Source organism: Xenorhabdus bovienii (assembly GCF_024721015.1).
Taxonomy (GTDB): domain Bacteria; phylum Pseudomonadota; class Gammaproteobacteria; order Enterobacterales; family Enterobacteriaceae; genus Xenorhabdus; species Xenorhabdus bovienii.
In genome coordinates this window covers 42917-57885 of the sequence record NZ_JANAIF010000003.1, presented here as the reverse complement: position 1 = coordinate 57885, position 14969 = coordinate 42917, and the positions used below count along the sequence as shown (strand labels likewise).

Genomic DNA, 14969 nt, shown 5'->3' with positions numbered 1-14969 from the left:
AGTATCCGAATAGGAGATACCATGACTTCCCTACGCTGGCATTATCCAGATCAGGTAATACGGGTACTTCTCAGTTCAATCAAGAACGCCCCGAGTCAAAATAAAAAATTACTCTATTAGTAGCGCAATAGAGTGATATTTGCAATCAGTTATCGTTAAGAAACCAAACTAACGATAAATCTATTTGGTCAGTAATCAAATACCAGCCAAAATAAGTTTGTTACTATAAAGCTGTGACGTTTGCAGCCGCAGGACCTTTAGGACCATTCTGAATTTCAAACTCAACTTGTTGGCCTTCAGACAATGTTTTAAACCCATCTTTCATAATTGCAGAAAAATGTACAAATACATCTTTGCTACCATCAGCTGGAGTAATAAAACCAAAACCTTTAGACTCGTTGAACCACTTCACAGTACCAGTGATTTTTGCCATTTCAAAAATTTCCTTTGAATCGCTTTATTCGCCGATTGTAATAAAAATAAACAAACCCATATTCGTCGCTGTTATTCATTAACAGAACCAATACTTCGTTTACCCATGTGTTTTATCACATACTCTTTATATAATCGCAAGCCATTTTTTCAGGTCCTGAACCCAACGCACACATTTAAAATTCTTAACAACTGCTCCTATTTTTAAATTACTAAAAAATCCACACATAACACAACAATATGAATTTATGTAAAAATAAAATTTTAACCCTAAGAAACCGATTTAGACAATCTAATACTTTATGCTGTTTTCCACACCTATTATGAAGTACATCAGAGAGTTATAATTGCCAAAGAAATATTTCAGATAACAACAAGATTATGACTAACTTCATTTCAAGGCTGGTATATACAATATAATTATCTTAAACGTCACTAAGTTATATTTTATTTATCCTTTATTAAATATTATTCAATTCTAATATGGATCCACACTCATCTACTATTCTATTAATTAGTGCGATAATATTATTTCATAAAGCTTATAGCGTGTGGATATCAGGTGCTCTGGATGGTTTCAGAATCGGAATGGGATTGACATTAAATGTCACAGCAAGTAATAATTATTATTATGCCCCTTTGCCATTACCGATTTTTTCTATCGAATATAATAGACTGTCATTTTAGTCAACTTATATTCCCGGGACATACAATAGTATGAATGTGCTTTTTGGCTGGCTACGCTAGCAATGGTGATCCAAGATAGTTGAACGAGGAAGTTAGACTGAGTGGCACACATTATGTTGCGCAGACTCTATTTCCTGCATCATTTTCCCTGTTGAGTATGATGCTGGCTGTAGGAAGTTTAATGAAGCTAATCATAAGACCAGCCGGAAATAGATCCGGCCGGAAGAATACTGAACAAATTTACCGTTAGATAACTCGCGCCTTTGCCTTTTTAGCCTTGGAGAACAAGTAGCCTCCCCATAACATGCCAATCCAGAACGGCATCAGGATAACTGAGATACGTATTTCCGGTGTCATCAGAATAATGACGAGAATGAATGCAAGGAATATTAAGCACAAATAGTTGCCGAATGGATACCAAAATGCCTGAAACTTCGTCTTAATTCCTTCTGCATTTTTTGCAGCTCGGAATTTCAGATGTGCCAGACAGATCATAATCCAGTTAATGACCAACGTTGTCACTACCAGCGCCATCAACAATTCAAATGCTTTTCCGGGCATAATATAGTTAACCAGCACCCCTATAGATGTTGCCAATGCCGACAATCCTATTGATAAAACAGGTACACTGCGCTGATTAACTTTTGTCAGGATGCGAGGGGCATTACCCTGTTTTGCCAAACCATACAGCATCCGGCTGTTACAGTATACGCCACTGTTATAAACAGATAATGCCGCCGTTAATACAACCACATTCAGGATATTAGACACACAAAAGTTATCCAAGTGATCGAAAATCAAAACAAATGGGCTGCCGCCTTCTACCACATTCATCCATGGGTAAAGCGAAAGCAGGATAGACAACGAACCAATATAAAACAGCAGGATTCGATAAACGACCTGATTAGTTGCCTTTGGAATATTTTTTTCAGGATCTTCAGCTTCTGCCGCAGTAATCCCGACCATTTCCAGTCCACCAAATGAAAACATGATCACGGCCATCGCCATAATCAGACCGGAAACCCCGTTTGGCATAAACCCGCCATACTGCCATAAATTGGCTACGCTAGCCTGTGGCCCGCCAGTGCCGCTGATGAGCAAATAAGCTCCAAAGATAATCATGCCAATAATGGCAGTAACTTTGATGATGGAAAACCAGAATTCGGTTTCACCATATAACCGGACATTAATCAGGTTAATGGCGTTGATCAGCACAAAGAATATTGCAGCAGAAATCCATGTTGGGATTTCCGGCCACCAATAATGAATATACATGCCGACTGCCGTCAATTCTGCCATTCCGACAAGAATGAACATTGCCCAGTAATTCCAGCCAGACAGAAAACCGGCAAAATCACCCCAGTATTTATAAGCAAAATGGCTAAACGAGCCAGCAACAGGCTCTTCGACAACCATTTCGCCCAGTTGACGCATAATTAGAAATGCAATAAACCCACCAATGGCATATCCGAGAAGTACCGAAGGCCCAGCCATTTTTATGGTTTGAGCAATCCCCAAAAACAATCCCGTTCCTACTGCACCACCGAGGGCAATAAGCTGAATATGCCTGTTCTTTAAACCACGCTTAAGCGTAGATTGTTCTGCTTGTTCTGCCATCTAGTCCTCTTAATTATAATGCTTAGAACCCGTTCCATTAAGCTATTTTATTTGTCGTTTTGAACCTGAACAGGGCGAGAAATTTTCTCATTTCCCCTAATTTCTGCGCGATTTGTCGTGCTCAAACTACCTTAACAATTGTAGCTATTGGATTAAGCTCTGATTTTAGCGCGACATTTAAACCAACCCCATTAAGCTATCTTATTTATCACTTTGAACCTAGACTGTGTTCATACGAAAGCAATAGTTTTTAAACGCGCTTTAGTACAGCCCAAAGGGGAACTCAGCGAATCATCTTCACGTGCTAATCCTTAAGGAACTACGTTTACGCTCCGGTTTCTACACAGTCCGTGTTCAAACTGTCGTCAACAATTAACGCCTGCTGGGATAAGCTCTTAGTCTGCTAATTAGAATCAGGTGAATATTAAAACATCATTTCCCAAGAATGAATACTGCGAACGTATGTTAGCACAGATAGTTGCAAGAGGATGATTGAGGTGAATATCAAAAAGGCAGGTATCGGGTAATTGAACAGATCCCCAATTCAAACCCTTCATTACCTTGATCACAATGGATGTCCAACGCTAATAAATATAAAAACAGACACACTGTTATTAAACATAGCACTAAAAAAGTTTTTTTTATGTTCAACTGAGTCACCTCACAATAATTTCATTGTAGTTAACTTTATAATAAAATATTATAGAGAGTTTTCATGTAGAAAAAATTTAAATTTCGCGCTTGATTACTGGAAATACCTATGCTGATGGGTTTTGTCATCTTGAAAGGAAGTTGTGTATACTCCTCAAACCTTCAATCAATTTAAAATTGTAATGCCACAAGATAACCACTTAGCACTTGTATGCGCACTGAGTAAATGGATCGAAAACCACCTTGGCCGAGTTATCCATCTTGAAGAGCTTGCTGCTTATTCTGGCTATTCGCTTTGGCACATGCAGAAAATATTCAAGGAAGTCACGGAAATCTCGCTTGGAAAGTACATACGCCAACGGCGGTTGGCCGGCGCTGTTCACCTGCTGAGAAACAGTTCCTTGTCTATCTTTGATATTGCCTTAGATTTCGGCTTTGGCTCCCAATCTCATTTTACCTATATGTTCCGTAAAGAATATGGCATTACACCTTACGATTTTCGTCAAAGTACAGATATAGAACTTGAGGTTAAGCTTCCATTGCATTTGACTTATAACTGCCAGTTATGAACTCTAGCACCATCAGCGGCCATTCGTTAAGGCCGCCGTTTCCTTCCCTCACTTCATGATATCTATTCCAGTGCTCTGAATAACACAGCACTATTGTGCTGCATTAATCATCATTTGTATTTTTCGACTAATGCCAAAGCAATCGCTTCCGTTTCCGCATCAGGAACACCACTAATATCTGATGGGCGGAAATGCATCTGAAACGCCTGAATGATTTTATGGGTATCTTCATCCAAATGACCTGTCTGAGGTATGGAATAGCCATAGAGAACCAACGCTTTCTGTATACCAATGACTGGCACAGGCATACTCGGCACCCTGTTGGCTAGATATTTATTAACCGTTATGAGATCCGGCCAAGCACCAATACCTTGTTGATAAAGTGCTTGCCACGGAAAAACAGGACCAGGGTCTTTTTTCCTGAGCGGGGCGATATCACTATGGCCAACAACATTCACAGCCTCAATTTGATATTTCTGAATAATATCTTTTGCCAGTCGGATTAATGCATCAATTTGTGACGGGTGGTATAAACACCATTCTTTTTTGATAAAGTGTTGCTTAAAACCACAATTAACGATTTCAATCCCAATAGAATTGCTATTTAAATTCTTATACCCCTTCCAGTCACTCCTCCCTGCATGCCAGGCCTTTTCATTTTCAGAAGCCAACTGAAAAATAACGGGTTCTTTATTCTCATATTTTGGCCGAGATGGGATGAGATAATGGACACCGACATTACCTCCGGTTAATACCCGTAAAGAATTTTGATCATTCAATGCCGTATAATGCAAAACAAGAAATCGGGCTGAATCGATGCCTTGCTTAGTCGAATAAGAATGCGAGTGATCAACGATATAATCGTTTCTGACTTCCCGTTGAGGCTGATGACTACAACCAATCAACAACGTAATACATACGCCTAATATTAATTTTCTTATCATGTTTGATCAGTGATTATGGAGGAAAAATAGAATCATCATGACTATATAGTAGATAAGACTACAATAGATGTGATGTTTTTTACTGGCAGAGGTGCTTATTAAAATCCAATAAAAACCGGGCATCCACTGAATGATTGAATGCCCGGCTGATACGTTTTATCTCATATGAGTAACATCATATTACTCATAATGAATGTATATCCTTTACCTTTTAAATTGCTGCTTTATTGGTGGCTTTCACTCACCCCAATCATATAGAAAGCTATATTCTTGGGGATTCGCTTCGCTCATTTACTACCGCGCTGCAACTTGAATTGATTAAGCATATACTTCAGTATCAATGACTGCACTTCTGGCTGTCCTGAGAGGACTTATTATCCCAGATGCCTTCTTCAACTTCCTTTTGAAGCTCTGGATACATATTGATATCGAATGTCGGCAACTGCCCGGCTTTTCTTTGTTGGTTGTAGTCCTTAGCCAGCTTTATCGCAATACCTGATAGCAGAAGAATAGCAATCAAGTTAACAATCGCCATACATGCCATCGATAAGTTCGCCATACTCCAGACTAATGGCACTTCTGCCAACGAACCAAACATCACCATGCTTAACGCAGCCAAGCGCAGGATAAACAAACCTGCGGTGTGATTACGCTCCAGGAATATCATGTTACTTTCAGCATAAGCATAATTGGCAATAATCGATGTAAAAGCAAAGAAGAAGATTGCAATAGCAATGAATGTCGTTCCCCAATGCCCAACAGCCGATGATAATGCCCGCTGAGTCAATTCAATTCCACTGATAGCAGTCACATTTTCATTGAGAATACCAGAAGACAGGATAATGACAGCGGTTGCACTACAGATAACAATCGTATCCATAAATACCCCCAGCATCTGCACATAGCCCTGAGAGGCCGGATGCGGCGGATATGGCGATGCGGAAGCCGCTGCGTTTGGTGCAGAACCCATCCCCGCTTCATTCGAGAACAGCCCTCTTTGAACACCCTGAATCATCGCCTGAGAAATGCCATAACCTAATGTTCCCGCGATCGCTTCCTGAAGGCCAAAGGCACTTTTGATAATTAATGCAAATACTTCTGGAATACGCTCAATATTGTGACCAATAACCCAAAACGCCAGTAACAAATAAGCACCAGCCATAAGTGGTACGACTAATTCCGCAACCCGCGCAATCGAACGCAATCCGCCGAAAATAATCGCGCCACTGATAATGACTAATACAATACCGACATAAATAGGTTTGACATGAAAGGCAAAAGCAGCCGCTTCCGCAATTGAGTTTGCCTGAACAGCATTAAATACAAGACCAAACGCGATAATAAGGAAGACTGAAAACAATACCCCCATCCATCGCTTCTTCAACCCTTTCTCCATATAGTAGGCAGGGCCGCCACGATAATTTCCTTGATCGTCTTTCGTCTTGTACAACTGGGCAAGCGTGCTTTCCACAAAAGAAGTTGCCATACCAATAAATGCGACTACCCACATCCAAAAAATAGCGCCAGGCCCACCAGCTGTAATCGCAATTGCAACTCCCGCTAGGTTACCCGTTCCAACACGTGCTGCAAGGCTAGTACATAAAGCCTGAAAAGATGAAATGCCAGAATCATCTGACTTATTACTATTTTTCAAGACTGAAAACATGTGGCTAAAATGACGAAGCTGTATAAGACCAGTGCGCAGTGTGAAGTAAAGGCCAACTCCAAGGAGTAAATATATTAATACGTAGTCCCAAAGTATGTTGTTAATGAAGTTAATCAGATCCGTCAAGATATTTTCCCCTTACTATTAGCAAACATTAGCTGACCATAAATCAGTATCCTGCAAAATTTATTGTGCTCAATATCCTTTATAATTAACCAGTCACAAGCAACACAATTCTGTGTACAAAAAATACAGAGATACCCGCCAGTAAAACGAAAAGAATGTAACACAATATCTATTTCAATGGGTAACTTTTAATAATTTTTTTACATTTACTTTAGCATTTATTAAGATTCACACTAAGTTTTACTGGAGATTTATTGCCCATTCCAAGCCTCTCAAGCGCATTTCACCAGCAATACATGCTGCGTAATCTTGTTTCCAGATATATTGCAAAAATACAATTTAATTAACAATTTCACCCATAATAAATAACCTTTTGGCAATCAAGATACAACCACCACAAAGCAATCTCAATACAATACCCTTATAAAAAACGTGCTTTAATCAGAAGTCATCTTTCTACAAGCACACCAAATGTACTACTCACTTTTCCTCCCTCCCATATACTGTCATGTTCCTTATGTAGTAATAACTCTATTTATTAAAAATAATAAAATAATTACAAAATTTAATATTGAAATTTCTAAGATTTACGAAAACATATAGCAATATTCTTCTTCAAATGAGATTATTAAATTTTAATACTGTGATAGTTGGAAAAAACCATCATTGCATATTAAAATTTTCAATTGTTATTTTTACAGTAGAAACAACAACGATAAGTTAATAAGATGTTAATGTTCCACTATCTGGCCATCAGATAATCTGCTAGTGAGGTTATAATTGATGTTAGAGCGAAAAAGAAAAAACCCCGCAGACAACATTCTGCCTAAACGGGTTTATAGAGGAAAATCAAAATACGAGTATCACCCAGCAACAGGCGGTTCGATCTCTATCTGTTGTTTAAGTTCACCAGTATCCGTTGTTTGGAAAGAATACAACAAGGTTGTAGAAAAAATTGAAAAAAACAGCACGTAGAGTTTGATATATGTTGAGATTAATAAAGCGGGAGTTTCCACTCCCGTTGATTTTCTGGCTTTCAATTAATTCCATTCATATTTTCAAACAAAAAATAACCAATGTGTAATGAATTGTTGGATATTTCTAAAGAATGATATATCTAAATTAGAATAAAATTCAGCATCCATATCAAAAAAAACCATATTACGAAATATTTTCTTGTTATTTATAGTCAATAACCACACTTTTAATATCCAAATAATAATAATAAAATTTACTAATAATCCGCACTAAAATCACATTCTCTCACCTATAGGCTATCGACCTAACCCAATTGACGACTTCATCCGGCCAGTAAGCATCTCAGCTTTTGAAATCCATGCTACGATATAAATTTAATACCATCCACATGTTGAAACAAACAATAGCCAATGGAGTATTGCTTATGTATTTGTGTAAGATACTAAAAATTGCTGTTATCCCTGCTCTAATCGTTCTATCACTATCAACCCCAGCCCTCGCAAAAGACGGAGCATTGATTAGTTTACCTGATAAGAGATTTGCCGTCATATCAGTTAGCGATCTGGAAAGTGAATCAATTGGCAGCTATTCTATCGCTGTTTTCAAGGATCGGGATCTGACGGAATTCGAAACCGGAGCTGTTTTTTCCCGTGATGGTTTGGTGTTCGAAGATAACAATAAGCCAAGAGTGACATTTGCAGATATTAACGGTGATGGTGCCAAGGAGTTGATTGTGTACAAACTTACGGCAGGCTCTGGGAATTATCTTGAAGTTGATGCACTCAAGATAACAGATAAAAATGTCAGATTCCTCGCCCGAATCAATACAGATAGTAAACATGACCCAATTCAGTTACTCCGCACCCTGTGTAAAAAAGGCCAGTGCACAGGCCAGCTACACCATTAATCACATCATCAAGGCACCCAGTTTTCCACCGGAATTCGGGGCAAACCATGAATAATGTACTATTGTTAATGTTGTCACCACTATCCCGGTCTAGTCGATTAAGAGGAAACTATGAAACGTCTTTTACTACCCCTTTTCCTTGTCCCATTCTTCTCTTATGCCGCACATATGAATGCAGATAAAACAGCGGAAACCTATTGTGATTTGTTTGGAAAAGCCTCTGTAGAAGCATTCAAGACCAATGACTCACCAGATACTATAGCTCAAAAAACCTTTAGTGAATTGAACAAGAAGGGATTTGATCTTAAGGAAATCCATAGCAACAAAGATGAATTAATTACCACTATCAAACAAACAGTCATAGAAATCAGAAAGAATAAACAGGCATTTCCAAGCCATAAACATTTTGATGAATCATTAGATAAATCCGTCAAAACCTGCAAGACTCAAATAAAAAATACCTTATCTCAAGGTACTCAATAATCGATTCTAGAGCGACGAACACCCATCGTCGCTCTATTTATCATCAAATTTGCGGATTAAACTGCATACCTGCAAAGGTACGTACAGGATTACCCCTTTCTATTTGGTTGTGAAATAAACGTCGTTCAGCCTTAAGTTGAGCCTGATGCATATCTTGCTGTTGCTGTAGCCGATGCTCCAATAACAAGCAAGCAAGCCGCCGATTAGCATGCTGACTTCGCTCCGACTGTATCTTGACACTAATTCCACTAGCAATATGCACTGCCCGAATCGCTGATTCTGTTTTGTTGACATGCTGCCCACCAGGACCTGAGGCTCTTAGCGTTTCAAAACGGATTTCACTTTCCATCATTTGCTGTAAAGGTTTAAACTGCGCCACACCGATAAACCAGTTTTTGCGGCCGTCTTCTTTTCGCCACGGGCTTGCACAAATCCATTTGATAGTCCCGCTCCAGCGCTCAAAAAGCTGCTGTTCATTTTCGCCCTGAATAGCAACCATCACAGAGCGTAATGTATGAGAACGCCGCCCTGCCTCCTCCTCCAATATATCAGCCATAACACCTAATTCGTCGGCTTCATGGATCAACCGTTCCAAAGCCTTTCTGACGGCCAGCGCACATTCATCTGGCCCCTGAGCCGCGGAAATCTGCAACAATATCATTCCTTGTTACCCCGCGTTTTATATGTCAGAATGGGCTTAAGCCGCGCTATCAATTTCACCAAACCCGCTTGCAGCATAGCATCCATCACGCCGCCTATAGGTTTATAAGCTTCTGGGGCTTCCTGAAAAATCAGTTGCTTATCCAAACAAATCACACGACTGCCAAATGCGGTACGAGAAAGCTGTTCTGAGTTATAACGTCCAGTTAAACGTGCTTTACACTCACTACGCATCCATTTCCGTCCCGCACCATGTGCAAGGGAAAAGAGACTGCGATCACTGGTCAGTGGCTGAACCAAGTAGCTGTAATCCCCTCGAGATCCCGGAATAATTACGGCTCCTTGATCAGAAGGTGTTGCGCCCTTACGATGCAGCCAGCCATCAACACCGCCAATTGTGTATGGCATAAGCATATTATGTGAAACATCAAATAAACAACTTCCATGAGTTCGCCAGCGTTTTAACATCCGCTCTGCAATTAACTGGCGGTTAAAACAAGCATAGTCCAGAGCTTGCTGATGCTGTTGAAGATAACTCTGTGCTTCCGGGCTGGAGGCTATCAGCCCATTATGCCCATGTTCGCGAACATGCTGTTCAAGAATAACTTGTCCCAACCCGCGCGAACCACTATGTACCAATAATAAGAGCTGTTGCTTATTCAATTGCCATGTTTCGAGCATTTCCGGCTGATAAATTTCATCCAGTTGCTGCAATTCAGCAAAATGATTGCCACCACCAATCGTTCCCGGTGAATAACAAAAATGCTCAGGTATATCATCAGGCAACTCTTCTGCTTGCAGAGGATTATCAATAGAACCAAGCCGTTTTTCCAGCTTGTCCAGCGACCATTTATTCAGTGTCAAATCTGTTCGCCACAACGCCATACCGCAGCCAATGTCATTGCCAATAAGGGCTGGATAAAAACGTGAATGTGAAAAAAATGCAGCGCCAACGGGATATCCTCTGCCCGGATGGAGATCAGGCAGACCAACGACGCTTACCATATCAGGGAGTTGTGCTGTTGTTTCAAGTTGCTGGATAGCTTTACCTTCCAGCCAAGTATTTTCTGCTGCGATAATCTGAACGCGAGACGTAGCTAAATGCAAAGTATTGCCCATGGATCAATCCTATGATCAATGAAAAAATAAGGGATGTGATCAGGCCTTCCTAGCCAAAGCAATACTAAAAAGAAAAATCAGTAATTAGCTATGAGCTGGCCTGAGAAGAGTCATTGTTGTTGTCATCATAAATTCCTCCTTTCAGCTATTAATGGGGTTTAGTTGATATCTGTACTTACAGTCAGTACGCTGCATCTTACTCTAAGTTTTATGTCCATTACCAGTGTTTTATTTAATCTCATCTACCCGCAAGTAATAGTTGCTAATAGGGCATATTCTATTATTACAAACAGATATAGCCATCTATTTTCATAGATGGCTATATCTGTAGTGATCACAAGTGAATTCTACTTTAATATTTATTTAATTATATCTTACAAAATTAATTACATGATGGCTTATGTGTTTTGTGATTTAACGCCCCGTGCTTAATGAGTAATTTTTGCATTTCTTCTAAATTACGCTCACAGGCATAGGTTAATGCGCTTTGATCATAAGAATACATGCTTTTATCATCAGTTATCGTAAATAAATTCAGATTCGCACCCTGCTCAATCAGATATTTTACTATCTCAATTCTATTATTGCTTGCTGCGATCATTACGGGTGTTTCGCCGTCATCCTCAATAGTTTGATCATTTAAATCAAGTTCATGCTTCATTAGATTATGTATTTTCTTCACTATGTTGGTATTTTTACCTAAAACTGCCGATTTTAAGGTATGATGAACATCCCTTGTGTCTGTCGCCCACAAATTAGCTTTCTTTGATATTAAATAATCCACTATATCTTCATAACCAATAAAGGTAGCCCAACCCAGTGCAGTTTGATTTAAGCTACCGGTGTCTTTGGCTTCAATATCTTGACCACTCTCAACCATTTTTTTGACGGTTTCAAAATCACCTTGCTTAATAGCATCAAACCACTTGCTGTTTTCTCCGGTAGAAGGCTCTTCATAAAAAACTCTATACGATAACCTTTGTGGGTTAGCCAGATCGACCATCTCCACATAATCCAGCCTGAATTTCTTGTACTTGTCCGGATTATTCTCATTTAATACTTGAGCATTAACATTAACCGATGTAAATAGTAACGTAAAAAGCATTATTATCTTTCTCATAATTCCCTCATTATTTAATCTAATCTCACGTTTAAAAGAGTAAAAGAATATAATCAAAATAGATTATTTCTGTTACTGTTATGCCTTATTATCATTGAGTTACAATTCTTTAATATCTTACACTACTGATTAATCTTATCAATCGTTACCCGCAACAATTAAATTTACAATCTCGGTTAGCTATATATTGATTTTATAATTTCAATCAAAATAAGATTTATTATTTACATATCATAATTTAAACGGAGATAGATCTGTTATAAGGAAAAGTTTGAGTGGAATTTTGGTAAACGAATCTCTTATCTCAATAAATCAACGGAAGCTATCAGACGTTCAAAATCATAAGTCACAATCTTGGCAGCAATCGCCCTTTCCGTTCCCTTAACGATAAAGTCAATTTGGTGAACACGGTGAAGTTTTCAGGAGCAATGGCAAACGGAACAGGTTCAATAATCAATAATGGGCTGTGGTGAGTGACTCTGATATATTCATGACATCTATAATGGGATTTCATGAGGGATTATATATGGCGAAAGCAGTAAAATTCATAAATTCGCTTTTTTGTGATTATATTTTTCTATTTGGTTTTTTTTGGTGCATTTCTGTTCCTATAGGGCTGATTTTTACAGCTATGGCATGTGTATTCAAAAAAGCAACCTACAGAATTTCATGTTCAATATTGGCTATATTCTTTTTATTTCCACCAATATTCGCGTTTATGTATATAGTACTATCTAAATAAGTCATTAAATTAAACACCAGCCTCGCAAATGTGCGGGGTTTTATTACCTGAATAATAGGATAATATTATGACACATAAAGAATTCCTTGAGAATTTTATGGATGTAAACACTCCCACTGTATTTCCTGTAAACATGAAAAATAGAGATGGAATTACCGAATGTCAGTTCCCAGGTGTGGTCATAATGAAAGCATGGGGATTCGATTATTTTCAGAAACCCCATTGAGAATGGCTGTCAGCTAAAAAGGCTAAAAACAGCAATACCAAAACTACCAAGACCGACTAATAGAACTATCAAATTAGAAAAAGAACGATAGGGGCGTAGTGGTTCAACCAAGTACGTTGATAGAGACGGTAAAACAAACAAAATAAGCGCAATCATAGGTCCAGTGATGCCTGCGATAACGTTCAGAGTATTCGGATTCCAGATAGTAATCATTAAAGTAAGGACAAAAACAATAGCCATGCCGATCAACTTATCACGCACTTTATTTTCTTTATGATGGAGAATTTTACTCTCCAATGCTCCGACTAATCCTCTTACTCCCTCCAATGCCCCAAAGTAAGTTCCTAAGAATGATTTAGTCATAGCAATGATAGCAACAGGGGTTGCCGTTATTGCTATCCAATACAAGCCCTCTTTCTGCGCGATCGCGCTGAGAATGGTAATATTGTTGTCTTTTGTTGCCTGTATTTCCTGAGGTGATAACGTTAAAACACAACTAAATACAAAAAACAGAATGACTATGCAGATTAGCGCATAAGTCGGTTTCACAATCTGTTTAATGTGGTATTCCGCATCTGTTGTATAGGCTCGTTTACAGTGGTTAGAAAAAGTAGACATGATTGGGGTGTGGCTGAAAGAGAATACCATAACTGGCATTAGTAACCAAAGCGCTCTCACTGAATCCAGATCAGTATGAATATTGCTGATGAGATGTTTAATATTTGCACTATCCCATTGAAATATAAGCGTCACAGATAATGTCAGCAGGTAAAGAATGAGTGGAAGAACTAACACGCCCATGAATTTCAGTGTGATTTTTTTACCCAATAAGAAAATTAGGTGTAACCCTAAAACTACCATAAACGCTGTTAGTGTTCGTGGAAACTGAATCTGCCAAAATTGCTGCAACAAAATATTAACGGAATTGGTAATAGATATTGCATAAACAAAAATAATAAGCAGGAAAGTTAGTGCATAAAAAAAGTTGATGATACGAGCTATCCTGATCCCATAATATTGTTTGGTTGCACTGAGTAATGTGGGAGAAGGGGAATTGCTGGTAATGATATAACGTGCAAGACCTAGGTGAGGGTAATAGGTAAATGGGAATGCTATCAATAGCATAACCAACATAGCAAGTGGTCCGGATAGTCCTAATTGTATAGGGAGAAACAGGGTTCCTGCACCTACTGCCGTTCCGAATAGTGCATAAAACCAAATATTGTATTCATGAATCCACTTTTGTTCCGTCTTCAAGTACGTCTCCTACTAAGTTTATAGTTTTTCATGTTTTCCTAAACCAGGATAAAGATAAATCTTTTCAGGAAAAACAGTGTGCCAACCACCACACTCACTGCAAGCCATGCAATAAACCGATATTGCAGTCGGCTGTTAACGTTTTCCAGTCTGTCACAAGCTGCCTTGAGTCTTTTATCCAGTGCATCAAAAGATGCTTCTGTTATCTCCAGCCGTTGCAGTAGTTTTTTGCCAAACGTTTCATTGAGCTTATCAAAGCTGCTCTATATACCTTTGGTAACTTCATCCCGCGCGCCCATTTTGAGGCTATTCAGTCACGTTGTGACCTCACCGGACAGTTTCGTGATGTTTATGATGAAAGTCTGAAAGGGTTGTTTTCAGGCTCTACAATGCTGCCACCATCTCCCGAGACTGTTTATGCAGCGAGTCTGTCCGGCTGTCATTCTCCAGTGCATGAAGGTGTTACGTTGCCGTAGCTCTTCATCGCGAGTCTGACTGCCGGCGACGATCAGTGCCTTTGTCGCTTTCTGGATTTCTTCCGCGATGTGTTCCGGGCGCTGTGCACGTTCAAAATACTGGTTGCAGGTATTCTGCCAGTTCTCACGAAGCTGCATCAGACGTGCTTTACGGGTTTCAATGGTCAGCCCGGAATAGGCTTTCTGACAGCCTCGTGTTCGGGATTTTTGGGGTTATAACGTCGGAAATACTATTCAGAGTCACTGCGAATAGCATCATTGATGCGGACAGAAAACATCAGGTGACAGTGTAGCTGCTCCCCTCCGTCT

At 39.2% G+C, this 14969-nt stretch carries 17 protein-coding genes, 1 pseudogene and 1 riboswitch; of the genes and pseudogenes, 7 read left to right on the top strand and 11 right to left on the bottom strand.

From position 1 onward, the window contains the following. Window positions 1-10: 10 nt before the first annotated feature. Window positions 11-103: riboswitch (TPP riboswitch) on the bottom strand. Between the two features lie 120 nt (window positions 104-223). Beyond that, on the bottom strand, window positions 224-433 hold the full coding sequence (cspE, locus tag NXS07_RS01560) for a transcription antiterminator/RNA stability regulator CspE (RefSeq protein WP_038195172.1): 210 nt from the start codon (window positions 431-433) through the stop codon (window positions 224-226). Window positions 434-915: 482 nt separating this feature from the next. Between cspE and NXS07_RS01555 the strand changes: the two genes are divergently transcribed. Beyond that, the gene (locus NXS07_RS01555; protein WP_080717481.1) at window positions 916-1119 is read left to right on the top strand and encodes a hypothetical protein; all 204 of its coding nucleotides are present in this window, start codon (window positions 916-918) and stop codon (window positions 1117-1119) included. 246 nt (window positions 1120-1365) lie between these two features. Here the strand turns inward: NXS07_RS01555 and NXS07_RS01550 are convergent, their stop codons facing one another. Together NXS07_RS01550 and mgrB are read right to left on the bottom strand one after the other, a co-directional pair. After that, window positions 1366-2736, bottom strand: coding sequence for an amino acid permease (locus NXS07_RS01550; protein ID WP_258086045.1), 1371 nt, complete (start codon window positions 2734-2736; stop codon window positions 1366-1368). Between the two features lie 504 nt (window positions 2737-3240). Further along, window positions 3241-3381, bottom strand: a complete 141-nt coding sequence (mgrB, locus tag NXS07_RS01545; RefSeq protein WP_461716741.1) for a PhoP/PhoQ regulatory lipoprotein MgrB — start codon at window positions 3379-3381, stop codon at window positions 3241-3243. 188 nt (window positions 3382-3569) lie between these two features. Between mgrB and NXS07_RS01540 the strand changes: the two genes are divergently transcribed. Next, window positions 3570-3956 carry a helix-turn-helix domain-containing protein gene (locus tag NXS07_RS01540; protein ID WP_012989155.1) on the top strand — a complete coding sequence of 129 codons (387 nt, stop codon included), beginning with the start codon at window positions 3570-3572 and terminating at the stop codon, window positions 3954-3956. A gap of 110 nt (window positions 3957-4066) precedes the next feature. Here the strand turns inward: NXS07_RS01540 and NXS07_RS01535 are convergent, their stop codons facing one another. Both NXS07_RS01535 and NXS07_RS01530 read right to left on the bottom strand, forming a co-directional pair. Continuing rightward, entirely contained in the window at window positions 4067-4897 is an 831-nt protein-coding gene (locus NXS07_RS01535; protein ID WP_258086061.1) for an N-acetylmuramoyl-L-alanine amidase, read from the bottom strand. 340 nt (window positions 4898-5237) lie between these two features. Further along, complete coding sequence (locus NXS07_RS01530) at window positions 5238-6692, bottom strand: alanine/glycine:cation symporter family protein (RefSeq protein WP_046336836.1); 1455 nt, start codon at window positions 6690-6692, stop codon at window positions 5238-5240. Between the two features lie 783 nt (window positions 6693-7475). Here NXS07_RS01530 and NXS07_RS01525 point away from each other — a divergent pair. From NXS07_RS01525 to NXS07_RS01515, 3 genes are all read left to right on the top strand, one after another. Continuing rightward, the gene (locus NXS07_RS01525; RefSeq protein WP_012989158.1) at window positions 7476-7667 is read left to right on the top strand and encodes a hypothetical protein; all 192 of its coding nucleotides are present in this window, start codon (window positions 7476-7478) and stop codon (window positions 7665-7667) included. Window positions 7668-8094: 427 nt separating this feature from the next. Further along, complete coding sequence (locus tag NXS07_RS01520; protein ID WP_046336837.1) at window positions 8095-8577, top strand: PliI family lysozyme inhibitor of I-type lysozyme; 483 nt, start codon at window positions 8095-8097, stop codon at window positions 8575-8577. A 111-nt stretch (window positions 8578-8688) separates the two neighbouring features. Then, the gene (locus NXS07_RS01515) at window positions 8689-9060 is read left to right on the top strand and encodes a hypothetical protein (RefSeq protein ID WP_046336838.1); all 372 of its coding nucleotides are present in this window, start codon (window positions 8689-8691) and stop codon (window positions 9058-9060) included. A gap of 43 nt (window positions 9061-9103) precedes the next feature. On the opposite strand, the gene prfH is transcribed toward NXS07_RS01515, so the two are convergent. The 4 genes and pseudogenes from prfH to NXS07_RS22155 all read right to left on the bottom strand — a co-directional run. Further along, window positions 9104-9721 (bottom strand): peptide chain release factor H, encoded by a 618-nt coding sequence (prfH, locus tag NXS07_RS01510; protein WP_038206527.1) that lies wholly within the window; start codon window positions 9719-9721, stop codon window positions 9104-9106. Beyond that, window positions 9718-10839, bottom strand: a complete 1122-nt coding sequence (locus tag NXS07_RS01505; protein WP_038206525.1) for an RNA ligase RtcB family protein — start codon at window positions 10837-10839, stop codon at window positions 9718-9720. The genes prfH and NXS07_RS01505 overlap by 4 nt, the downstream gene beginning before the upstream one ends. Before the next feature lie 382 nt (window positions 10840-11221). Continuing rightward, a complete protein-coding gene (locus NXS07_RS01500) occupies window positions 11222-11959 on the bottom strand; it encodes an ankyrin repeat domain-containing protein (protein ID WP_038206523.1) in 738 nt (245 codons plus the stop codon). A 299-nt stretch (window positions 11960-12258) separates the two neighbouring features. After that, window positions 12259-12354, bottom strand: a pseudogene (locus NXS07_RS22155) (hypothetical protein); the annotation flags it as partial. 414 nt (window positions 12355-12768) lie between these two features. On the opposite strand from NXS07_RS22155, the gene NXS07_RS01495 reads away from it, so the two are divergent. Continuing rightward, window positions 12769-12927 (top strand): hypothetical protein, encoded by a 159-nt coding sequence (locus NXS07_RS01495; protein ID WP_155271343.1) that lies wholly within the window; start codon window positions 12769-12771, stop codon window positions 12925-12927. A 9-nt stretch (window positions 12928-12936) separates the two neighbouring features. Here the strand turns inward: NXS07_RS01495 and NXS07_RS01490 are convergent, their stop codons facing one another. Next, window positions 12937-14184: an amino acid permease gene (locus NXS07_RS01490; protein WP_258086044.1), complete on the bottom strand. Its 1248-nt coding sequence runs from the start codon at window positions 14182-14184 to the stop codon at window positions 12937-12939. Between the two features lie 78 nt (window positions 14185-14262). Here NXS07_RS01490 and NXS07_RS01485 point away from each other — a divergent pair, with 78 nt between their 5' ends. Further along, on the top strand, window positions 14263-14550 hold the full coding sequence (locus NXS07_RS01485) for a hypothetical protein (protein ID WP_258086043.1): 288 nt from the start codon (window positions 14263-14265) through the stop codon (window positions 14548-14550). 11 nt (window positions 14551-14561) lie between these two features. On the opposite strand, the gene NXS07_RS01480 is transcribed toward NXS07_RS01485, so the two are convergent. Beyond that, the gene (locus tag NXS07_RS01480; RefSeq protein WP_258086042.1) at window positions 14562-14798 is read right to left on the bottom strand and encodes a hypothetical protein; all 237 of its coding nucleotides are present in this window, start codon (window positions 14796-14798) and stop codon (window positions 14562-14564) included. Window positions 14799-14969 lie beyond the last annotated feature (171 nt).